This is a genomic window from Streptomyces sp. NPDC102467 (assembly GCF_044765445.1).
Taxonomy (GTDB): domain Bacteria; phylum Actinomycetota; class Actinomycetes; order Streptomycetales; family Streptomycetaceae; genus Streptomyces.
The window spans coordinates 197,819-219,518 of the sequence record NZ_JBIWKA010000011.1 but is presented as its reverse complement, the minus strand read 5'-3'; the positions used below and the strand labels follow the sequence as shown (position 1 = coordinate 219,518).

Sequence of the window (21,700 nt, the reverse complement as noted above, 5' to 3'; positions counted from 1 at the left end):
CAGAGCGGCCCGTCCTCGCTCCGTCGCGAGACCCGGATCACTCTGCACCGCGCCATTAGGTGCTGTCCAAGACCAATAACGGCCCCGATTGAGACGTCATTCGTCATAGTCTGGCGCGTCCGCCGGTGTCGGCAGCACCTCCTCGGCCACCCGCAGCACCGCCTGCAGCGCCGCCGACGGGTTACCGGTGCGCCAGCCGAGGGCGATCGGCAGGACCGGTACGTCGTCCCCGGCGAGCGGCCGGAAGACGACGTGTTCCAGATGGATGTTGCGGGCGGACTCGACGACAACGGCGACGCCTACACCCGCGCCGACCAGGGCGAGCATGTTGTACGAGTCCGGCGCCTCCTGCGCGACCCGTGGCGCGAACCCGGCGTCGTGGCAGGCCTGCACCATCGCCTCGCGCACCGCCGACTCGCGGGAGAGCGGGAAGGTCACGATGGGCTCGCCCGCGAGTTCACTCACCGGCACCTCGGGCCGGGCGGCGAGCGGGTGACTGTCGGGCAGGGCGAGCACGAGGCGTTCCATGCGGACGACGCGGGCGGTGATGCCGCGCCGCACCGGCAGCGCGACGAAGCCGACATCGAGGGTGCCGTCGGTGACCCGGCGCAGCGCCTCGCCCGTATAGGTCTGGCCCTCAAGGACCAGTTCGATACCCGGGTGCCGGGAGGTGACCGCCCTGGTGAGCAGCGGCAGCGCGGAGTAGCTGCTGGCCCCGGCGAAGCCGACCGTGACGCGGCCGGCCTCGCCGAGGTGGGCGGCCCGTACCGTCCGGCGCACCGCGGAGGCGTCGGCCAGCAGCCGCCGGGCCGGCTCGACCAGGGACTGACCGGCAGCGGTGAGCCGGACGGTGCGCGTCGTGCGGTCGAAGAGCTTCACCCCGAGGTCGCGTTCGAGAAGCTTGATCTGCTGGCTGAGCGGCGACTGCGCGATGTGCAGACGCTCGGCGGCCCGCCCGAAGTGCAGTTCCTCGGCGACGGCCACGAATCCGGTGAGGTGTTTCAGCTCCACGGGCCCGACCCTACGCAGCGGCCGCTAGGATCACGCTGCCCGTCGGCCCGCGACGGGGAATCGGGGGGCGATGGTGGCCGGGATCAAGGTGTCGAGAGCCGGAGTGGTGCTGCCGGTCGTCCTGCTGGCCGTCCTCGCGGCGGGGTGCGGGACGCAGGACGGGCGCAACAGCGCCGCGGACGAGTACCGGCGTACGCACCCGACGCCGACGGCGATCTCGTCGCCGCCCACGCCCGCGGAGCACCGCTGCCCCGGCGAGAGCCCCTCGCCGACGCCCTCCGCGCCTGCGGCCTCCGACGGGGCGACCGCGCAGCCGGGCGACCACTACGCCGAGAACCATGGCTTCCGGGTCCCGTTCGCGCTGCACGGAAAGCAGCGCTGCGCGGGACTCACGGCCGTCGGACGCGTCCGGCAGGCCCTCGAACCGCTGCGCGAGCGCGGGGACTTCGAGGTACGGAGCACCCGCGACGCCCTGGACCGCCTCGACTTCCCCGACGGATCGGTGGAGTCGTACGAGAACGGCGACGGGGTCGGGTTCCTCGTCACCGTCGACGACTCCCCGGTGTGCGTGGAGGGCACGCTGAGCCGGGTCGCGGTCCAGGCGAACGCCTTCGGCGGCTACCCCGACCACGCGGGCTGCGACATGCCGTCCGGCGGGCACTGAGTCCGGGGGCGGGCGTCAGTCCCGCGGCAACCCCAGAATCCGCTCGGCCACGACATTGAGCTGCACCTGCGTCGTGCCGCCCGCGATCGTCAGGCACCGCGACAGCAGGAAACCGTGCAGGGCGCGCTCGCCCGCCCCCTCGCGGAGCGCACCCGCGGGGCCGAGGAGTTCGAGGGCGAGTTCCGCGATCTTCTGCTGGTGCGGGGTCTGCACCAGTTTGCGGACGGACGCCCCGGCGCCGGGCTCCTCCCCCGCGACCTGCCGCATCGTCGTGCGCAGGCCGATGCAGCCGAGCGCGTGCGCCTCCGCCGCGAGGGCCCCGATCCGGGCCCGGTACGCGCCGTCGAGGTCGCCCGCGCGGGCGAGGAGCGCCTCAAGGCCCGTGTCGAAGGTCAACTGGTCGGCCATGTGGACCCGTTCGTTGCCGAGCGTGTGCCGGGCGACCCGCCAGCCGTCGTCGACCTCGCCGACCACCGCGTCCGCGGGCAGCAGGACGTCGTCGAAGTACACCTCGTTGAAGAGGGAGTCCCCGGTGATCTCGCGCAGCGGGCGGATGTCGATGCCGTCCGTGTTCTTCATGTCGACGAGGAAGTAGGTGAGGCCCTTGTGCTTGGGGGCCGCGGGGTCGGTGCGGGCCAGCAGGATGCCGTGGTCGGCCCACTGGGCGGCGCTCGTCCACACCTTCTGCCCGTTGATCCGCCACCGTCCGTCCTCGGTCCGTTCGGCGCGGGTGCGCAGCGACGCCAGGTCCGAGCCGGCGCCCGGCTCGGAGAACAGCTGGCACCACAGGAGGTCGCCGCGCAGGGTCGGCGGGAGGTAGCGGACACGCTGTGCCTCGGTGCCGTACGTGAGGAGGGAGGGGACGACCCAGGTGGCGATGCCGAGGTCGGAGACCTTCACTCCGGCGGCGCTCAACTCCTGCTGCACGGCGAGCTGTTGGACCGGCCCCGCGCCGAGGCCGTACGGCGCGGGCAGATGCGGCGCCGCGTACCCGGCGGGCGCGAGTGCGCGGCGCGCGGCGGCCGGGTCGAGGCCGCGGACCCCCTCGATCACCGCGCGGGCCCGCTCCCGGTGCACCTCCGCCTCGGCGGGCAGCGCGAACCGCAACTCGCGACGGACCCCTGCCTCGGCGAGCCGGGCGCCGCGCAGCCGGTGCGCGTCCCCGGCGCCGAGCAGCTGCCGGGCGACGACGGCCCGGCGCAGATACAGATGGGCGTCGTGTTCCCAGGTGAACCCGGTGCCGCCGAGGATCTGGACGCAGTCCTTGGCGCAGCCGTACGCCGCGTCGAGGGCGGACCCGGCGGCGAGCGCGGCGACAAGACCCCGCACGTCGTCGTCGGCACGCTCGTCACCGGGCGCGAGCGCCCGCGCCGCGTCCCACACCAGGGCGCACGCCTGCTCGACCCGGATGAGCATGTCGGCGCAGAGGTGCTTGACGCCCTGGAACTGTCCGATGGGCCGCCCGAACTGCTCGCGTACTTTGGCGTGTTCGGCGGCGGTGTGCAGCGCCCAGGCGGCGGTGCCGCACGCGTCGGCGGCGAGCAGGATCGCGGCGAGATCGCGGACGAGGGTGCCGTCCACGGCGAGGACCCGGCCGGCCGGGACGACGGCGCCCGCCGCGACGACCTCGGCGGTGGGCCGGGTCGGGTCGGCGCTCTCGTGCCCCCGCACGGCGAGCCCCGGGGTGCCGGCGTCGACGGCCAGCCATACGACGCCGTCGGCGCTCTCGGCCGCGAGCACGAGCAGATCGGCGTCCGCGCCGGTCAGCACGGGCGGCGCGGCCCCGTCGAGGATCAGCCCGTCCGGCCCGGCGACGGCGCTGAGCCCGCCGGGCCCGAACGCGACGGCGCCGATCCGCTCCCCGCCGGCCACCGCGCCCGCGAGTGCGCGCCGCCCCGCCCGCCACAGCACCTCGGCGGCCAACGCGCTCCCGAGGTAGGGGCCCGGCAGCGCCGCCCGGCCGGCCTCCTCGACGACCACCGCGAGATCGAGCAGGGTCCCGCCCCCGCCGCCGCAGGACTCCGGCAGGTGCACGCCGAGCAGGCCCTGCCCGGCGAGCCCCTCCCAGAAGGGCGGGCGGCGGCCCGGCGCGGCCGGGGCGTCGAGCAGTTTGCGTACCTCGTCGGGCGGCACGGCGCGGGCGATCCAGCCGCGCACCGCGTCCGCGAGTTCCCGCTGTTCCTGCGTGATGGCGATGCCCATGCGGCGCACGGTAGAACACGTTCCAGTAGAGCGGAAGAGCAAATCTGACGGTGGGTCAGGATTAACGGAGAGGGCGCCCATGTAAACAAAAGGTCAAGGATCGGACTCGTACGACGATCGTCGGAATAGTCGCCTCGGGAAACAGGTTCGAGTTACACGCAAGCTGCCCGCAGCACACTCGGACCGTCCGCATCACCCGCGGTCCGCCCGCACCACACCCGATCTTCCCGTACGCCGACGTACGCGCGCCCACCGCTGTACGCGCATTCTCGCCGTTCCCGAGACCGCCTTCCGGAGGCCCTCCGTAATGTCCCAGCCGACGACCACCACCCGCCGACCAGGCGGCGTCGTCCCCGTCCTCGCCTTCGCCGGCATCGTCGTCGCGGTCATGCAGACCCTGCTCGTGCCGGTGATCAAGGACCTGCCCGAGCTGCTGAGCACCGCACCCTCCAACGCCACCTGGGTGATGACCGCGACCCTGCTCGCGGGCGCCGTCTCCACCCCGATCATGGGCCGCCTCGGCGACCTCGCGGGCAAGCGCAGGATGCTCCTCACCAGCCTCGCGATCATGGTGGTGGGGTCGCTGATCTGCGGCTTCAGCGACCAACTGATCGTGATGATCGGGGGCCGCGCGCTGCAGGGCTTCGCCATGGGCGCCATTCCGCTCGGCATCGGCCTGATGCGCGACATGCTGCCGCCCGAGAAGCTCGGCTCGGCCATGGCCCTGATGTCCTCCTCGATCGGCGTCGGCGGTGGCCTCGCGCTGCCGCTCTCCGCGCTCATCGCCCAGCACGCCGACTGGCACGCGCTGTTCTTCGCGGCCGCCGGCCTCGGTGTCGTGTCGATCGTCCTCACGCTCGTCTTCGTCCCGGAGAGCCCGCTGCGCGCCCAGGGCACCTTCGACGTCGCGGGCGCCATCGGCCTCTCGCTCGGCCTGGTCCTGTTCCTCCTGCCGGTCACCAAGGGCAGCGACTGGGGCTGGAGCAGCGGCACCACGCTCGGCCTGTTCGCCGCGGCCCTCGTCGTGCTCCTCGGCTGGGGCGTGATGGAGCTGCGCCTGAAGGCGCCGCTGGTCGACCTGCGCACCACCGCGCGCCGCGAGGTGCTGCTCACCAACCTCGCCTCGATCATGGTCGGTGTCGCGTTCTACGCGATCTCTCTGGTCCTGCCGCAGCTGCTCCAGCTGCCGTCCGCCACCGGCTACGGCCTCGGCCAGTCGATGGTCGTCGCCGGTCTGTGCGTGGCGCCGCTCGGCCTGACCATGATGCTCACCGCGCCCGTGTACGCCCGCCTCTCCGCTCGCTTCGGCCCGAAGGTCACGCTGATCCTCGGCATGCTGATCATCGCGATCGGCTACGGCGCCGGGCTCGGCCTGATGAGCGCCGCCTGGCAGACGATTCTGATCTCGGTGGTCGTGGGCGCGGGCATCGGTCTCGCCTACTCCTCGCTGCCCGCGCTGATCATCGGCGCGGTGGACGCCTCCGAGACCGGCGCGGCCACCGGCCTCAACACCCTGATGCGCTCGATCGGTACGTCCGTGTCGTCCGCGGTCATCGGCATGGTCCTGGCCAACACGGCGAACCACGTCGGCGGCGCCGCGGTCCCGACGATGCACGGCTTCCGCGTCTCGTTCCTGATCGCCACCGGCGCCGTCGCGCTCGGCGTCCTGCTCGCCCTCTTCCTGCCGGGACGCCGCGCGGCCACCGTGCGCCAGCAGGTCCAGCTGCGGGCCAGCAGCGAGGAGGACGCCAACCTGGCGCGCGCCGAGGCGGCCCTGGCCGACTTCCGCGGCCAGGTCCTCGACCCGGCGGGTCTGCCCGTCGCCCACGCCAAGGTGACCCTGATCGACCGGCGCGGGCGGCAGGCCGGTGCGGCGCTGACCGACACCGAGGGCCGCTACGCGCTCACGGTGCCCTCCGGCGGCTCCTACGTCCTCGCGGCGACGGCCCCCGGTCACGCCCCGCACGCTTCGGCCGCCACGCACCACGGCGAGGAGCGCCCGGTCCACGTCGACCTCGCGCTGGCCGCGGTCGCCGAACAGGTCTGACGGGTTTTACGGTAACAGGGGCTGCGGGCAGCCCAGTTGAAGACGCGTCGCGCTCTTGCGCGGCGCGTCTTCGGTTGTGCGGCGCCGCGCCGCCGATATCCGGTGGCGCCGCACGGCCCGGACCGATTACCGTTCGGGCCATGGTCGGTCTCCCGCGCACGCGCTGACGTTCCCGTACCCCGTCATCGCGTGCCGCCCTCGCGCTTCGCACGGCACAGCGAGCTCTTCTCCGCTCGACACCCATGCCCCAAGGGGTCCCTGTGCTGTGGCACGACCGCGACTTCCGCCGCCTCTGGTGCGGCCAGACCGTCTCCCAACTCGGCGAGCACACCGCCCTGGTGGTCCTCCCGCTGACCGCTGTCCTCTCCCTCGGCGCCGATGCCGACGCCGTCGGTGCCCTGCGCGCGGCAGGCCAGGTGCCGCTCTTCCTCCTCCCGCTCCTCGTCGGCGCCTGGGTGGACCGGCGCCGCTCGCTGCCCGTGCTGGTCGGGTCCGACCTGGCACGCGCCCTCGCCCTCGGCGCGGCGTCCGTGGCGGGCGCGTTCGGTGTGCTCGGGCTGCCGGGCCTGTACGTCGCCGCCTTCACCGTCGGGGCGCTGTCCGTCCTCTTCGACGTCGCGTATCAGGCGTCGCTCGTACGTCTCGTGCCGCACGATCAACTGACGCGCGGGAACAGTGCGTTGGAGGGAAGCCGGTCGGCCGCGCAGACCGGCGGCCCCGCGCTCGGCGGCGCGCTGGTGTCGCTGGTGCCGACGCCGGTCGCCACCGCGGTCTGCGCGCTGTTCTTCGCGCTGTCGTCGGTCCCGGTCCGGCGCATCCGCCGCAGAGAGACGGTCTCCCGCGACCCCGTACGCAGGCCCGTGCCGCGGCAGATCCACGAGGGCCTGCGCTTCGTCGCGCGGGAGCCGGCCCTGCGGGCGGTGGCGCTGGCCTCGGCGGCTTTCCAGTTCTCGTTCGCGGCGACGATGACCGTCCAACTACTGTTCCTGCCAAGGGAGTTGCATCTGTCCGGCGCCGCGGTCGGTCTCGCGCTCGCCGCGACGGGTCCGGGCGCGGTCCTCGGCGCCGTGCTGGCCGCGCGCCTCCCGGGCCGCCTCGGACACGGGCCGGTACTGGTCTGTGCGGCGGCCCTCGGCGACGGCATCCTGCTGTGCGTACCGGCCCTGCACGGCCCGCCATCGGTGACGCTGCCGGTGCTGGTCGCGGTCCAGTTCGTCTTCGGCGCGGGCGGGCAGCTGGTGAACGTCACCGTGATGGCCGTCCGGCAGGCCCTCACCCCGAGCGCGCTGCAAGGCCGCGCGGCCGCGACGATCACTTTCGCGGGGATGGGCGTCACCCCGCTGGGCTCCCTCCTCGGGGGCGCACTGGCAGGGGCGTGGGGCCTGCGTACGGCTCTGCTGGCGACGGCGGCGGGGATGCTGCTGTCGCCCCTGCTCATAGCCCTCTCCCCACTGGCCCGACTGGGCCGTGTGCTGCCGCCGAGCCCCAGCGGTGGCACCCCGCCCCGCCCGTGACGGAGCGCCCTGCGCGTGCACCCGTGCGCGTGCGCTCTACACCGATAAGCGGGGTCCAACACAGCCAGGATGCGCCCTACTTGAGGTCATGCTGGCATTCAGGTGACTTGTGACGAGAGGCAGTGATTTCCGTGCCTAAACTCCGTTCCGTGACAGAAAGTCAGCACAAACCAGCCGTCGATCATGCGGCTGACGTGGTCATTCTCGGGGCCGGACCAGCCGGCCTGGTACTGGCCAACCTGCTCCACATACGCGGGATCGACTGCGTCGTACTGGAGCGGGCGGACAGCGACCACGTCCGGACCCGGGCGCGAGCCGGATTCCTGGCCGCCAACACGGTACGGATCCTGGACCGGCACGGCCTGTCCGACGGGCTGCACCGGGACGGCCGCACGCACGGCACCTGCGAGTTCCGTACCGGGGACGGCCGGTTCCGGCTCGACTACAGCGGGCTCGGCGACGGGGAACAGCACACCGTGTATCCCCAACAGAACCTGGTCACCGACCTGTTGACATGCTTCCTGGCGGCCGGCGGGCGGATCCGGTTCGGCACCGAAGCGGTGGCCGTCCTCGACGCGGACGGCGCGACTCCGTCGGTGAGCGTGCGGGCGGCGGACGGCCGGCCCGGCCGGTGGCGGGCACGCTACGTCGCCGGATGCGACGGCCGGCACGGTGCTGCGCGGCGTTCGCTGCCGGCCGGAGCGGTCCGCCGCTACCACCGCGACCACCAGGTGACCTGGCTCGGCCTGCTCGCCGAGGCGCCGCCGAGCCTCGACGCCGTGGGCTACGCCGTGCACGAGCGGGGGTTCGCCGGGCACATGGCGCGCACCCCCGAGGTCACGCGCTACTACCTGCAGTGCGAGCGCGACACCCCGGCCGACTCGTGGTCCGAGGAGCGGATCTGGGACGAGTTGGACGTGCGGATGCGCGCCGAGGAGTACGGCCCGCTGCGCCGGGGCCGCATCGTGCAGCGCGGCGTCGTCGACCTGGAGTCGGATGTGCTCGAACCGCTGCGCTTCGGGGCGCTCTTCCTGGCCGGCGACGCCGCGAGCCTGATCAGTCCGTCCGCCGCCAAGGGCGCGAACCTCGCGGTCCTGGAGGCCGAGCTGCTCGCCCAGGGCCTGATCGACGACCTCGTCCACGGCGATCCGACCGGGCTCGACGGATACTCGGCGCGGTGCCTCCCCCGCATCTGGGGAGCGCAGGAGTTCTCGCACTGGATGATCGGGCTGCTGCACGGCGCGCCCGGCCCGGAGCATGAGTCGCCGTTCCTCAACTGCCTGCAGCGTTCCCGTATGACGGCACTTCGTACCTCGCGCAGCCAGCAGGACTGGTTCGCCGAGCGGTACGTCGGCGTATGACGTCCGCCGCGCGGCCCACCAGCCCCCGGACACACCACCCTCACCCCTCACACGCCACACCTCACACCTCACACCGAAATGAGGACGACCTCGTCATGATCACGACGTTGTCGGACGACGCGTCGCGCCTGCGCGCGGCGGTCGACTTCATCACAGGGCAGGACAGCGAGACACTGCTGCCGCTCCTGCTCCCCGGGCTCGACGGCCCGGAACTGCGTTCGCTGGTGGAGCGCTGCCGTTTCGCCCATGCCGCGCTGCTGGTCTTCCCCGATGGTCCGGGGACGCTGACCGAGATGCTGGCGGCGTGCGGTCTGACCGTGGACCGGCCGCCGCAGCCGAGCGTGGTGGTGCGCGAGCGGCTCGCGCTGCGCCACCATCGCACCGTGGACGACCTCGACGTGGGCATCCTGCGCCCCTCCGTGACCGGCCGGGACGGGGAGCGCCGGATGGTCGAGGTCTTCGCTCTGACCGTGCCGCCGGGCTCGGACCTGGAGGAGATCGCGGCCCTGGAGCGCGCCGCGCACCACGAGGCGCATGTCGCCTTCGAGGTGCCGGCCCCGGACCCGCTGGTGCTGCGGGGCCTGTGCGCACTGTTCGCCGGGTGCGGGGCGGTCCCCGACGGCGGCGGGTACAACCCGCACGAGAACGGCACGGTGTTCTACTTCGCCACCTCCCACGCGGCGAAGTCCGCGTACCGGCGCATCGAGTTGTACGCCCCCGGCGACCACCGGGACCAGCTCGCCGGCCACCTGGACGAGTCCCGCGCCCGACAGCCTGCCGAAACGATGCTGCGGCTGCTGACCGGGGCATGGACGACGCAGGCGCTGACCGCCTTCGCGCAGCTGGGGGTGGCCGAGGCGCTCCCCGCCGACCGGGCCGTCGAGGTCGACGCGCTGGCGCGCGCGGTGGGCGCCGACGCGGACAGCCTGGCGGTGCTGCTGCGCTACCTGGCCATGCTCGGCGTGGTCGTCGAGGAGGCCCCGGGCTACTTCCGGCCCACCGGCGTCGGGACGCTGCTGCGCGCGGACGACCCGGACTCGATGCGGGCACTGGCCCTGATGTACGGCGGCCCGTTCTACCAGTCCTTCGGCGCCCTCGCGCACACCGTGCGCACCGGGCAGGTCGCCTTCGAGCACCTCTTCGGGGACAACCACTTCGACCACTTCGCCCGGGACCCGCACCTCGCCGAGCTCTTCGACCGGTCCATGGCCGCGAGCCGGCGCATGTTCGAACCGCTCCCGGCCCACCCCGTGCTCGCCGCCGCGGCGCGCGATCCGCGCGGGGCCACGGTCGTCGACATCGCGGGCGGCACCGGGGAACTGCTCGGCCGCATCCTCGCCGCCCATCCGCGGCTGAACGCCGTGCTGCTCGAACGCCCGCACGTCGTCGAGGCCGCCCGCCTGCGCCTCGACGCCGACCGGTGCGCCTTCGTGGTCGGTGACTTCGCCGACGTACCGCCCGGCGCGGACGTCTATCTGCTCTCCCGCGTCCTGCACGACTGGGACGACGAGCGGTGCCTGGAGATCCTGCGGCACTGCGCGCGCGCCATGCCCGCCGACGCCGACCTCCTGGTCGTGGAGCGCCTGTTGCCCACCGACAACTCCCCTTCCCTGGCCACCGCCTGGGACCTGCACATGCGGTGCAACGTCGGCGGCCGCGAACGCACCGCCCACCACTACGCACGACTCCTCGACGAGGCGGGGCTGACTCTCGTCGGCCGCGCGCCCCTCCCCCTGGACGGCCACGTACTGCACGCCCGCAGAACCGATCCGTCGGCGGAGCACTGACCCCTTGCAGGACGTCGAACCGCGCCTGTTCACCGAACTGTCCTACCTGCCGTTCGCGGCCGATGGATGATGAGGGCCGGGGTCAAGGGGGCGGAGGGGGCAGGCGATGACGACACAGGAACGGGCTCGGGCGAACGGCAGGGGGCAGCCACCGGGGAAGGGCCGGCGATCGACCGGTCGCGTCCGGTTCACGGGTGTGCTGCTGATCCTGGCCGCCGTGATCTCCGTGGTGCTCTGCTGGCTGGCGTTCACCGCGTGGCTGCCCTCCGACCGGGATCGCTACCAGGACTACCGGGCGGCCGAACCGTGCCCCGCGCGGGCGACGGAGCAGGAGCGGGCGCGGACGGACTGCCTGGGCAGTCGGCCGTTCACCGTGGTGCGGACGGTGATCAAGGACGGCGGGAGGAATGCCACGTACGAGGCGACCCTGAAGGACGGGACCTCCTGGCAGGGCGTCGTGGACTTCGGTGATCCGGGTCCGCTCCTCGACGAGCTGAAGCCGGGCGACCGGGTCACGGCCACCGTCTGGCGCCGCGACATCGTTGTCCTCGGCAAGGGCGGCGTCCGGCAGAACAGCTCCGCAGCGCCCCGCGACGAGCTGCAGATGAACGCCGCGATGGGCATGGGCGCCGCGCTGCTCGCCGCCGAGGCGCTCGTGTTCGGCGCGGTCCGCCTGGTCCGGCCCCGCGACCTCGCCCCCTTCACCTGGGAGCCGTACGGCAGGCGGCTCCTCATCACGATCGTCGTGGTCTGCTTCGGGGTGGGCCTACCGGCCGTGTGGACGGGTCTGCCGTGGTGGACGGTGCCCGCCGCCGGGCTGCCCCTCATGCTGGGCGCGGCGGTGCTGTGCAACCCCCGACATTATGAGGAGGCGTCGAACCGCGGCTTCGAGTAGAGGAGTTCGGACACATCCGTACCCACTTCAAGCTCCCGCGGAGTGCCCCCGCGCCGGAACAGCCGGGCGGGGCGCCCGCCCTCCACCGTGGCGCGCTCCCCCGCCACCCGCAGCCACGAACCCTCGCGGAGCCCGAGCACCGGCACGTCGTTCTCCTCCAGGAACTCGGTGAGCCGCTCCTCGCGGGTCTCGCCCTTGTGCGTGGAGGCCGGGTCCGGGTCGAGGTAGTGCGGGTTGATCTGGAAGGGGACCAGGCCCAGCGTCTCGAAGGACGGGGGCTGCACGATCGGCATGTCGTTGGTCGTACGGAGGGTGGGCGCGGCCATGTTGGTGCCCGCGCTGGCCCCCATGTACGGCAGGCCGTCCCGGACGGCCTTGATCACGGCGTCCCGCAGCCCCGTCCGGTACAGCGCGCTCAGCAGCCGGAAGGAGTTGCCGCCGCCGATGAACACCGCGTCGGCCGAGGCAAGTTGGGCCAGCGGGTCGCCGCCCTCGTGGACGCCGCGCACGTCGATCCCGGCGCCCTCAAGGGCGCCGCGCACCTTCGCCGTATAGGCGTCGTGGTCGGCGAGCGCGTACGGCACGAACGCGAGGCGGGCGTTCGCGGGCAAGAAGCCGGCGACGGTGTCCACGGCGTGTTCGAGGTAACCGCGGCCGTGCTGGGTGGAGTTGGAGAGCAGCAGCAGGTTCATGAGGGGGTGGCTCCTGGCAACAGGCGGTGGAAGCGGGTCAGTTGGCGCGGGTGGTGCGGCGGCTGCGCTGCGGCGGGTGGGTGAGACGGCGCTCCAGCAGCCGGGCCGCCCTGCGCAGCGCGTCGAGGCGGTCGTCGGGCCCGTCCGGGAAGCGCTCCTTGGCGGCGCCGAGGCTGAGGCTCCCGTACGGCTCGCGCCCGAGGAACACCGGCACGGCGACGGTGCCGATCCCCGCGTCGTACTCGCCGACCGTCCAGGCGTACCCCTGGGCGCGGACCGTGAGGAACTCCCGCTCCAGCTCGTCCGGGTCGGTGACCGTGCGCTCGGTGAAGCGGGCCATGGGGCGGCCCCGGAAGAGGCGGTGGCGCTGTTCGTCGGGCAGGTACGCGTAGTACGACTTGCTGGTGGCTCCCGCGTGCGCCGGGTACAACTCGCCGACCAGCGGGTAGTAGCGCAGCGGCCCCTCCTCGCCCTCGACGGCGGCGACGCACCGCATGTGGAAGTTGTCGGGCAGGCAGAACAGGACCGTGTCGCCGGTCGCGGCGCGCAGCTCTTCCAGCACCGGCCCGGCCAGCAGCTCCAGTGAGCCCGAGCGCTCCCAGAGGCGGCCGAGCCGCAGCACGGCGGGGCCGATCCGGTAGCGCCGCGTCACCGGGTCCGAGACCAGGAAGCCGCGCCCGGCCAGCGTCGACAGGAGCCGCTGCGCGACCGAGGTGTCCCAGCCGAACTCGGCGGCGACCTCCGTCACGCCCCAGTCGGGCCGGGTCCGCTCGAAGGCGAGCAGCACCAGCAGCGCCCGGTCGACGGTCTGCAGCGCACCGGCCGGGGTCTTCCGGTCGTCGAGCGGGATGTCCGCCACGCCATCTCACCATCCAGACCTGAATTGCAAATAACGGGAAACAGTTGCCGAGAACGGTATCCGATCCCGAGTCTGCTGTCAGCACCGGTGGAACCGCGACCGGGCGCCGAGCAGTGAGAGGGACCCCGCATGTTGAAGCACGTCCTGGATGTCGTCGATCTGCTGGACGACCCCCACGCGGACGGCAAGCGCGCCGTCGCCTATCTCGACTCGCTCGCGGGCCTGGAGGGCTCGGGCGCCGAGGTGACCACGGTCGACGGCGAGCGCGGCTCGACCGACTTCGTGCTGGTCCGCATCCCGGGCAGCAAGGGCAGGAGCCGCGGCGGCAGCGCCCGTACGCTCGGCGTCGTCGGGCGGCTCGGCGGCGTGGGCGCCCGGCCCGAGATGACCGGCCTGGTATCCGACGCGGACGGCGCCGCCGCCGCGCTCGCGACGGCCGCCAAGCTCCTCGACATGCGCCGCCGCGGCGACGTGCTCGAAGGGGACGTCGTCGTCGCCACGCACATCTGCCCGGACGCGCCGACCGCGCCGCACGACCCGGTCCCGTTCATGGACTCGCCGGTCGACATCGCGACGATGAACCGGCACGAGGTGACCGAGGACATGGAGGCCGTGCTCTCCATCGACACCACCAAGGGCAACCGGATCATCAACCACAAGGGCCTCGCCCTGTCCCCCACCGTCAAGGAGGGGTGGGTGCTGCGGGTCAGCGAGCAGCTCGGCGAGCTCCTCGCCGTCGTCACCGGTGAGCCGTTGGTCACGTACCCCGTGACCACGCAGGACATCACGCCGTACGGTAACGGTGCACATCACATCAATTCGATCCTGCAGCCGGCCACGGCGACCGCCGCACCGGTCGTCGGCCTCGCGGTCACCTCGGCCGCCGCGGTCCCCGGCTGCCAGACGGGCGCGAGCCACGAGAGCGACATCGCGGCCGCGGCCCGGTTCGCCGTCGAGACGGCGAAGGCCTTCGGCGGCGGCCGGCTCGACTTCCACGACGCGGTGGAGTTCGACGGCCTCGTCAGCCGCTACGGCCCGCTGACCCATCTGCAGACACTCGGCCGCGCTTCTAGGGAGTCGTGACGCCATGGCCACCACGAAGAAGAACGTGGGCAGTGACGACTACGCGCTGTCCCGGGTCCCCCGCGACCAGCGCCTCGGCTTCTGGACGATGCTGCTGCAGTGGCTCGCCCAGTCAGGCTCCATCTCGCAGTTCACGCTGGGCGCCACCATCGGCGTCGGCATGACCTTCGGCAACGCGTTCCTCGCGTTCACGCTCGGCGCCGTCATCCTCGAAGTCGTCATCTTCCTGATCGGCTACGCGGGCATGCGCGAAGGCCTCTCGACACCGCTGCTGACCCGCTGGGTCGGCTTCGGGCGCAACGGCTCGGCCCTGGTCAGTTTCGTGATCGCGGTCAGCCTCGTCGGCTGGTTCGGCGTGCAGAACACCATCTTCGGCAACAGCGTGTCGTCCCTGGTCGGCGGCCCGTCGTGGCTGTGGTGCATCGTGGCGGGCCTCGCCATCACGGTCCTGGTCATCTTCGGCTTCCGCTACATGGCGATCTTCGCCAAGATCGTGACCCCGCTCTTCTTCGCGATGGTCGCCTGGTCGGTGTTCGACGCGCTCGGCGAGCACTCGCTCGGCGATCTGCTCAGCTCGCCGCCGCCCGGCCAGACGATCCCGCTCTCGGTCGCCGCGACCGCCATCGCGGGCGGCTACATGACGGGCGCGATCGTCGCCCCCGAGATGACCCGCTACAACAAGAAGGGCGCGCACGTCTTCCTTCAGACCGCGTCCTCGATGATCCTCTCCGAGTACATCGTCGGCCTGACCGGTGTGCTCCTCGGCCACATGGTCAAGAGCAACGAGGTCTCGCAGATCGTCCTGTCCACGTCAGGCGTCTTCGGCGTCCTGGTCGTGCTGATGTCGACCGCGAAGATCAACGACTGGAACCTGTACGGCTCCTCGCTCGGCGTCGTCAACTTCTTCCAGGTCGTCTTCAAGAAGCGCCTGCACCGCGGCGCGGTCACCATCGGTCTCGGCATCGCAGGCACCGCTCTCTCGGCGGTCGGCATCATGACCCACTTCACCGACTTCCTCACCGTGCTCGGCGTCGCCATCCCGCCCATCGGCGGCATCGTCGTCGCCGAGTACTGGGTGGTCCGCCGGATGCGCAAGCCGCTCGACGAGACCCGCGACGCGGGCACCCTGCCCACGACCTCGCCGACCTGGGTGCCGATGTCGCTGGTCATCTGGGCCGCCGCGTTCTGCGTCGGCAAGTTCTACGACGGCGGCATCCCGGCCCTGAACTCCCTGGCCACCGCGTTCGTCCTCTACACCGTGCTCGGACTGCTCGGCTGGATCAGGACGTACGGCACCACGACCCTGAACGACACCGACGACGCCGGGGACGCGCTCCCCGTCTCAGCCGGGCAAGCCCCCGTAGGAGCGGCATGACCACCTTGGCCTCAGAAGAAGCGCAGCGCGAAGTCGTCGAGCTCTGCGCCGAGCTGATCCGCTTCGACACCTCCAACCCGACCAGTTCCGAGCGGGCCTGCGCCGACTGGGTCGTGGCCCGCCTCGCCGAGGCCGGTATCGGCTCCGAGCTGGTGGAGAGCGCGCCGGGCCGCGCCAGCGTCATCGCCCGGATCGAGGGGACCGACCGCGACCGCGGCGCCCTGCTGGTCCACGGCCACCTCGATGTCGTCCCCGCCGACCCCGCCGAGTGGCAGGTCCCGCCGTTCTCCGGCGAGATCCGCGACGGCTATCTGTGGGGCCGCGGCGCCATCGACATGAAGGACACGGTGGCCGTGATGCTGGCCACCGCCCGGCACTTCGCGCGTACGGGCACGAAGCCGTCCCGCGACCTGGTGCTCGCGTTCCTCGCCGACGAGGAGGCCGGCGGCAAGTTCGGGGCGCACTGGCTCGTCGAGCACCGCCCCGACCTGTTCTCCGGTGTCACCGAGGCGATCGGCGAGGGCGGCGGATTCTCCTACGCGCTCGACGACACCCGGCGCCTCTACCCGATCGAGAACGCCCAGCGCGGCATGGCCTGGATGGAGCTGACCGCCACGGGCCGCGCCGGGCACGGCTCCTCCCCCAACGACGACAACGCGGTGACGGACCTCGCCGAATCCCTCACCCGCATCGGCCGCCACACCTTCCCCGTCCGCCTCATCGAGCCGGTGCGCGCCCTGCTCCAGGAGGCCGCCGACCTCCAGGGCGTCACGATCGACTTCGACGCCGAGGACCTGGACACGGAGCTGGCCAAGCTGGGCCACGTCGCCGACTTCATGCAGGTGGTGCTCCGCAACTCCGCGAACCCCACCATGTTCACCGCCGGCTACCAGACCAACGTGATCCCCGGAAAGGCCACGGCCCGCGTCGACGGCCGCTTCCTCCCCGGCCACGAGCAGGAACTCATCGACGCGATCGACGCGTTGCTCCTTCCTTCCGTCTCCCGCGAGTGGGTCAACCACGACATCGCCATGGAGACGACCTTCGACGGCCCGCTCGTCGACGCCATGTGCGCGGCCGTACGCGCCGAGGACCCGGACGGCCACCCCGTCCCCTACTGCAACCCCGGCGGCACCGACGCCAAGGCCTTCACCCATCTCGGCATCCGCTGCTTCGGTTTCAAGGGCCTGAAGCTGCCGGCCGACCTCGACTACGGGCGGCTGTTCCACGGCGTCGACGAACGCGTCCCGCTGGACGGCCTGCGCTTCGGCGTCCGCGTCATGACCCGCCTGTGGCAGGGCTGCTGAGCAGGCATCCGACGGCGTACGGCAGCATGGGCGGCATGACCACTTCAGGGAGCACCCCGGCCCCGGACGTCCTCGCCGCCTTCGAGAAGGCCAAGGGCTTCATGCCGCTCGGCGAGGGCCTCGCGCTGTACGCCGCCGCGGTCGGGGCGGCGGCGCTCGGGCTTCCGCTCCTGGAGGTCGGCACGTACTGCGGCCGCTCCACGATCCTGCTCACCGACGCCGCCCGCGCGGCCGGCGTCCCGGCCCTCACGGTCGACCACCACCGGGGCAGCGAGGAGCAGCAGCCCGGCTGGGGCTTCCACGACCCGGAGACGGTCGACCCGGTGGTCGGTCTCATGGACACACTCCCCACCTTCCGCCGCACGCTGCACGCGGCGGGCCTGGAGGAGCACGTGGTGGCGCTGGTCGGCCGCTCCCCGCAGGTGGCCAAAGCCTGGGGCGGCAAGCTCGGCCTCGTCTTCATCGACGGCGGCCACACCGACGAGCACGCGAACGCCGACTACGAGGGCTGGGCCCCGCACGTCGCCGACGGCGGTCTGCTCGCCATCCACGACGTCTTCCCCGTCAAGCACGACGAGTGGACGGGGCAGGCCCCGTACCGCGTGTATCAGCGGGCCCTCGCGTCCCACGCGTTCACCGAGGTGTCGGCGTGCGAATCGCTGCGCGTCCTGCGACGAACAGGAGCGGGGATCTGAGAGCGCGGTTAAGGTCGAGAACGTGTCATACGTAGGTCCGGAACCAGACGACTTTGATGACTTCTATCGCGACGACGACCCGCGGCGGGGATCCGGCGGGCGCCGCTTCCGCGGTCGCCCGGTGCTCGTCACCTTCGCCGCGCTCGTGCCGACGGCGCTCGCGGCCTGGCTGCTGTGGTCGGTCGTGAACAGCCCCGGCGAGGGCGAGCCGCCGAAGACGCTTCCGGCGCCGGGCCAGAGCCAGTCATCGGGCTCCGCGGCCGGGACGCCCACGGACCCGGACGCGAAGGCGCCGAGCCCCTCCCCGTCGAAATCCTCCGCGTCCCCCTCCGCGAAGCCGACGTCGAAGGCACCGTCGAAACCGGCGGGCGGCGGCACGGGACCGCTCGCGGGCAAGGTCGTCGTCATCGACCCGGGTCACAATCCGGGTAACTTTCGGCACACGGCCGATATCAATCGGACCGTGAACGTCGGCAACGCCAGCAAGGAGTGCGACACCACGGGCACGTCCACCAACGCCGGTTACACGGAAGCCCAGTTCACGCTCGACGTGTCACGCCGCCTGCGCACGCTCCTGCAACAGCAGGGCGCCACCGTGAAGTTGACGCAGAACGGCGACCGGGCCTGGGGCCCGTGCGTCACCGAGCGCGCCGCGATCGGCAACCAGGCCAAGGCCGACGCCGCGATCTCCGTGCACGCGGACGGCTCCGCCGTCGGCAACCGCGGCTTCCATGTGATCCTTCCCGCATCGGTGCACGCGGGCGGCGCGGACACCCGCCCGATCGTCTCCTCCTCGCGCGATCTCGGCGAGCGCATCGCGGGCAAGTTCCTCCAGGCCACGGGAGAGCCCCCGTCGAACTACATCGGCGGTGGCACCGGCCTGGACACCCGCAGTGACCTGGGCGGACTCAATCTGTCGACGGTGCCGAAGGTCTTCATCGAGTGCGGCAACATGAGGGACTCGCAGGACATGGCCCGGCTGACCTCGGGCGCGTGGCGGCAGAAGGCGGCCCAGGGCCTCTCTGAGGGAATCGTGAGTTTCCTGCGCGGGTAGCTGTCACCCTGTGGATCTCGGCAGACACCCACAGGACGCGGACGATAGTGTCCCTCCTACGATGAGGGGCCACCTCCGCGCATGGCGCCGCCTCCTCCGATGACGAGACGACTGACGAAGGACCTGAAGTGAATATCCGCTCCCTCACTCGAGGCGACGGCGTGGTGATCGGAGCAGCGGTGTTGCTGTTCATCGCCTCGTTCCTCGATATCTACTCGCTCCCCGATAACGTGCCCGGCAGCTTCAGCAGCCCGAACTCGTGGAGCAGCGGACCGCTGCTGATGAGCGTGGTTCTCGCGGGCATCATCGGCGCGGTCCTCATCGTCGTCGCCCGGGGCCTGCCCCAGCCGCGCAAGGTCGCCGGTCTGGACCTCGGCCAGTTCGGTGTCGCGTGCACCGTGCTCGCGGCATGGGCCGCTCTCGGCAACATCTTCGACCCGTCCGGGGGCGCCAACAACTTCGGCGGCAGCAGCGACGGCGCCGACGTCGGCATCGGCGCCATCCTCGCCCTGATCGCCACCCTGATCATGGCCGCCGCCGCGATCGCCACCCCCCTGGTCCCGGCCCTCAAGGGCGCCCTCGTCGGCGCCCCGCGCCCCCAGCAGCCGCAGCCCTACGGTGGTCAGCCGCAGGGTGCCTACGGATACCCGGGCGCCCAGCAGCAGCCGGGCCAGCCCGGCCCGGGTCAGCCGTACGGTGCGCAGCCGGGGCAGCCCGGTCCCGGTCAGCACGGCCAGCCCGGCCCCGGCCAGCCGTTCGGTGGGCAGCCCGGTCAGCCGCAGCAGGCCGCCGCTCCGGCGCAGGGTGCTCCGCAGGGTGGTCAGCCTGCCGGGGACTTCTCGCCGTTCTGGTTCGCCGTGCCGGTGCCGCGTCCGCTGTACGCGGAGGACGGCTCGCCGACGCCGATCGCCGAACTGGCGCCGGGTACCTGGTACTTGGCCGTCGAGCAGCGCGGCCCCGGCCTCGTCGCCCAGACGCAGGACGGCCGTCGTGGCGTGCTGCAGGACACCACGGGGATCCAGCGCGGCTGATCCTCAGCGCCTTCGAGGCCCCTCGCCCATCTTCTTCCGGGCGAGGGGCCTTTCGCGTACAGTCGCGCACGGCGGACCGACCTGACGGCCCGTCAGTTCTCGGTCGTCACAGGGGGCACGCATGCGGCTCGGACTCGCACTCGGCTACTGGGGACGCGGACCGAACCCCGGCCACCTCTCCCTCGTACAGGAGGCGGAGCAGCTGGGGTACGACTCGGTGTGGACCGCCGAGTCGTGGGGCAGCGACGCCTTCACCCCGCTGACCTGGTTCGCCGCGCACACGAGCCGGATCCGGCTCGGCACGGCCATCGCGCAGATGGCGGCCCGCTCGCCCACCACGACCGCGATGCACGCCCTCACCCTGGACCATCTCTCCGGCGGCCGGATGATGCTCGGGCTCGGTCTGTCCGGGCCGCAGGTCGTCGAGGGCTGGTACGGGCGGCCGTTCCCCCGCTCACCGCTGACGGCGACCCGCGAGTACGTCGACGTCGTGCGGCAGGTCCTGCGGCGCGAGGGGCCCGTGGAGGTCGACGGGCGTTTTCACGCGCACCCGTACCGGGGCGCGGACGGGACCGGGCTCGGCAAGCCGCTCAAGCCCATCACCCATCCCCTGCGGGCTGATCTGCCGATCCTGCTCGGCGCGGAGGGGCCGAAGAACATCGCGCAGACGACGCGGATCGCGGACGGCTGGCTGCCGCTGTACTGGTCGCCGGCCAGGAGCGATGTGTACGAGGCCGCGCTCACCGGGCTGCCGGAGAACTTCATGATCGCGCCGATGGCCCGCGCGCAGGTCTGTGACGACGTCGCCGAGGGGCTGCTGCCCGTCAAGGCCATGCTCGGGTTCTACATCGGCGGCATGGGGCACAGCACGCGTAACTTCCACGCCGATCTCATGGCCCGCATGGGGTACGAGGCCGAGGCGCACCGCATTCAGGAACTGTTCGCCGAGGGGCGGCGGGAGGAGGCGGTGCTGGCGGTGCCGGACGCGTTCGCGGACGAGATCTCGCTCGTCGGCCCGCGTGCGCGCATCGCCGAACGCCTGGAGTCATGGCGCGAGGGCCCGGTGACGGACCTGCTCGTCCTGTCACCGGACCCTGTCACCCTGCGCGTCCTGGCAGAGCTCAACTCATGAGCCGGCGTTGCGCAGTTCAGATGCCGACGGCACCTTGTTCTTGACCTCGGCGCCCGCACCCTTCCCCGCGCTCTTGACCTTGTTGATGATGTCGTCGAAGGAGGAGGACACCGAGTCGGCGCCGTCGCCCTTGCGCAGCTTGCTCGGCAGGTCCTTGAGCGAGTCGATGCCGGAGGAGAGCGGCGCGATCGCCTTGGCGAGCGTGGGGTCGCCCTCGGCGTTCTTCTTCGCGGCCTTCAGCCGGTTGTAGGTGAGGGCGCCCGCGAGGCCCGCCTTGACGAGCGCGAACTTGCGTCCGCTCGCGCCGCTCTTGAACTTGCCGGCCTTCCACGGTTTCACGATCCACTGGTAGGTGGCGCCGGCCGCGATGCCCGCGTTGGCCACGAACCGGGTCTTGGCGAGCTTCTGCTTCTCGGCCGTACTGGTCGCACTGGGCTGGGACTGTGCCGACGCCTTCGTGTCGTCACCGCTGCATGCCGTGGTTCCGGCCAGCAGGGTGCCGCACATGAGCACGGACACGACGAGGCGGCGTACGGGAAGGGGGGAGCTGAGCACGACCGATACCTCCAGTGGGGGCTGCACTTCTCGCAGCCTCACCCGGCCCCGGGCACCGCACCACCCGGGTGGGCCCGTACGTGTTTCCCGCCCGTGTTTCCTGGCCGAAATCGGGGACATCCGAAGTCCATGACTCCCAATCGGCACTACCGAGGCACCAGTGAAGCCGGCCGCGTTGTCATGATCATTGCAGACATCCTGGCCTTCATCCTCGGTCTCTGGATCCTGATGTATCTGCTGGACGCGAACCGGGGCAACGACCTGGTGCAGTTCGTCCACGACGCGGCGGGCTGGCTGGCCGGCTGGTCGCACGACCTGTTCACCTTCGACGAGCAATGGGCGCGCGTCGTCGCCGGCTACGGCCTCGCGGCGGTCGTCTACCTGTTCGTCGGCCACGCGGTCGCGAACCGGCTGCGCCGCCACTGAGAGGCTGGGC

Annotated in this window: 19 protein-coding genes; 14 read left to right on the top strand and 5 right to left on the bottom strand. The window is 72.1% G+C overall.

Annotated elements, in window-relative coordinates:
• Positions 1-96: 96 nt before the first annotated feature.
• Complete coding sequence (locus ACIREE_RS24130) at positions 97-1,011, bottom strand: LysR substrate-binding domain-containing protein (RefSeq protein WP_404155699.1); 915 nt, start codon at positions 1,009-1,011, stop codon at positions 97-99.
• A gap of 70 nt (positions 1,012-1,081) precedes the next feature.
• Here ACIREE_RS24130 and ACIREE_RS24125 point away from each other — a divergent pair, with 70 nt between their 5' ends.
• A complete protein-coding gene (locus tag ACIREE_RS24125; protein WP_404155696.1) occupies positions 1,082-1,675 on the top strand; it encodes a hypothetical protein in 594 nt (197 codons plus the stop codon).
• A 15-nt stretch (positions 1,676-1,690) separates the two neighbouring features.
• Here ACIREE_RS24125 and ACIREE_RS24120 read toward each other — a convergent pair whose 3' ends face one another.
• A complete protein-coding gene (locus tag ACIREE_RS24120) occupies positions 1,691-3,877 on the bottom strand; it encodes an acyl-CoA dehydrogenase (RefSeq protein ID WP_404155693.1) in 2,187 nt (728 codons plus the stop codon).
• 307 nt (positions 3,878-4,184) lie between these two features.
• On the opposite strand from ACIREE_RS24120, the gene ACIREE_RS24115 reads away from it, so the two are divergent.
• From ACIREE_RS24115 to ACIREE_RS24095, 5 genes are all read left to right on the top strand, one after another.
• On the top strand, positions 4,185-5,924 hold the full coding sequence (locus ACIREE_RS24115) for an MFS transporter (RefSeq protein ID WP_404155691.1): 1,740 nt from the start codon (positions 4,185-4,187) through the stop codon (positions 5,922-5,924).
• Positions 5,925-6,166: 242 nt separating this feature from the next.
• Positions 6,167-7,438, top strand: coding sequence for an MFS transporter (locus ACIREE_RS24110; RefSeq protein ID WP_404155688.1), 1,272 nt, complete (start codon positions 6,167-6,169; stop codon positions 7,436-7,438).
• 194 nt (positions 7,439-7,632) lie between these two features.
• The gene (locus tag ACIREE_RS24105; RefSeq protein WP_404156059.1) at positions 7,633-8,799 is read left to right on the top strand and encodes a 4-hydroxybenzoate 3-monooxygenase; all 1,167 of its coding nucleotides are present in this window, start codon (positions 7,633-7,635) and stop codon (positions 8,797-8,799) included.
• 95 nt (positions 8,800-8,894) lie between these two features.
• Positions 8,895-10,586, top strand: coding sequence for a methyltransferase (locus ACIREE_RS24100; protein WP_404155685.1), 1,692 nt, complete (start codon positions 8,895-8,897; stop codon positions 10,584-10,586).
• 106 nt (positions 10,587-10,692) lie between these two features.
• Positions 10,693-11,481 carry a hypothetical protein gene (locus ACIREE_RS24095; RefSeq protein ID WP_404155682.1) on the top strand — a complete coding sequence of 263 codons (789 nt, stop codon included), beginning with the start codon at positions 10,693-10,695 and terminating at the stop codon, positions 11,479-11,481.
• Here the strand turns inward: ACIREE_RS24095 and pepE are convergent.
• Positions 11,448-12,173, bottom strand: a complete 726-nt coding sequence (gene pepE / locus ACIREE_RS24090) for a dipeptidase PepE (RefSeq protein WP_404155680.1) — start codon at positions 12,171-12,173, stop codon at positions 11,448-11,450. The genes ACIREE_RS24095 and pepE overlap by 34 nt on opposite strands.
• A gap of 37 nt (positions 12,174-12,210) precedes the next feature.
• The gene (locus ACIREE_RS24085) at positions 12,211-13,032 is read right to left on the bottom strand and encodes an IclR family transcriptional regulator (RefSeq protein ID WP_404155677.1); all 822 of its coding nucleotides are present in this window, start codon (positions 13,030-13,032) and stop codon (positions 12,211-12,213) included.
• A 129-nt stretch (positions 13,033-13,161) separates the two neighbouring features.
• Between ACIREE_RS24085 and ACIREE_RS24080 the strand changes: the two genes are divergently transcribed.
• The 7 genes from ACIREE_RS24080 (at position 13,162) to ACIREE_RS24050 (ending at position 20,709) form a co-directional block, all read left to right on the top strand.
• Complete coding sequence (locus tag ACIREE_RS24080) at positions 13,162-14,115, top strand: DUF1177 domain-containing protein (RefSeq protein WP_404155674.1); 954 nt, start codon at positions 13,162-13,164, stop codon at positions 14,113-14,115.
• A 4-nt stretch (positions 14,116-14,119) separates the two neighbouring features.
• Positions 14,120-15,490, top strand: coding sequence for a cytosine permease (locus ACIREE_RS24075; RefSeq protein WP_404155671.1), 1,371 nt, complete (start codon positions 14,120-14,122; stop codon positions 15,488-15,490).
• Positions 15,487-16,797, top strand: a complete 1,311-nt coding sequence (locus tag ACIREE_RS24070; protein WP_404155667.1) for a M20/M25/M40 family metallo-hydrolase — start codon at positions 15,487-15,489, stop codon at positions 16,795-16,797. The genes ACIREE_RS24075 and ACIREE_RS24070 overlap by 4 nt, the downstream gene beginning before the upstream one ends.
• Before the next feature lie 26 nt (positions 16,798-16,823).
• Complete coding sequence (locus ACIREE_RS24065) at positions 16,824-17,492, top strand: class I SAM-dependent methyltransferase (protein ID WP_404156057.1); 669 nt, start codon at positions 16,824-16,826, stop codon at positions 17,490-17,492.
• Positions 17,493-17,514: 22 nt separating this feature from the next.
• Positions 17,515-18,546, top strand: coding sequence for an N-acetylmuramoyl-L-alanine amidase (locus ACIREE_RS24060; RefSeq protein ID WP_404155664.1), 1,032 nt, complete (start codon positions 17,515-17,517; stop codon positions 18,544-18,546).
• Positions 18,547-18,674: 128 nt separating this feature from the next.
• A complete protein-coding gene (locus ACIREE_RS24055; protein ID WP_404155661.1) occupies positions 18,675-19,577 on the top strand; it encodes a hypothetical protein in 903 nt (300 codons plus the stop codon).
• Between the two features lie 121 nt (positions 19,578-19,698).
• Complete coding sequence (locus ACIREE_RS24050) at positions 19,699-20,709, top strand: LLM class F420-dependent oxidoreductase (protein WP_404155658.1); 1,011 nt, start codon at positions 19,699-19,701, stop codon at positions 20,707-20,709.
• Here ACIREE_RS24050 and ACIREE_RS24045 read toward each other — a convergent pair.
• Complete coding sequence (locus ACIREE_RS24045; protein WP_404156054.1) at positions 20,704-21,216, bottom strand: hypothetical protein; 513 nt, start codon at positions 21,214-21,216, stop codon at positions 20,704-20,706. The genes ACIREE_RS24050 and ACIREE_RS24045 overlap by 6 nt on opposite strands.
• A gap of 228 nt (positions 21,217-21,444) precedes the next feature.
• Here ACIREE_RS24045 and ACIREE_RS24040 point away from each other — a divergent pair, with 228 nt between their 5' ends.
• Entirely contained in the window at positions 21,445-21,690 is a 246-nt protein-coding gene (locus ACIREE_RS24040; protein ID WP_404155656.1) for a hypothetical protein, read from the top strand.
• Positions 21,691-21,700 lie beyond the last annotated feature (10 nt).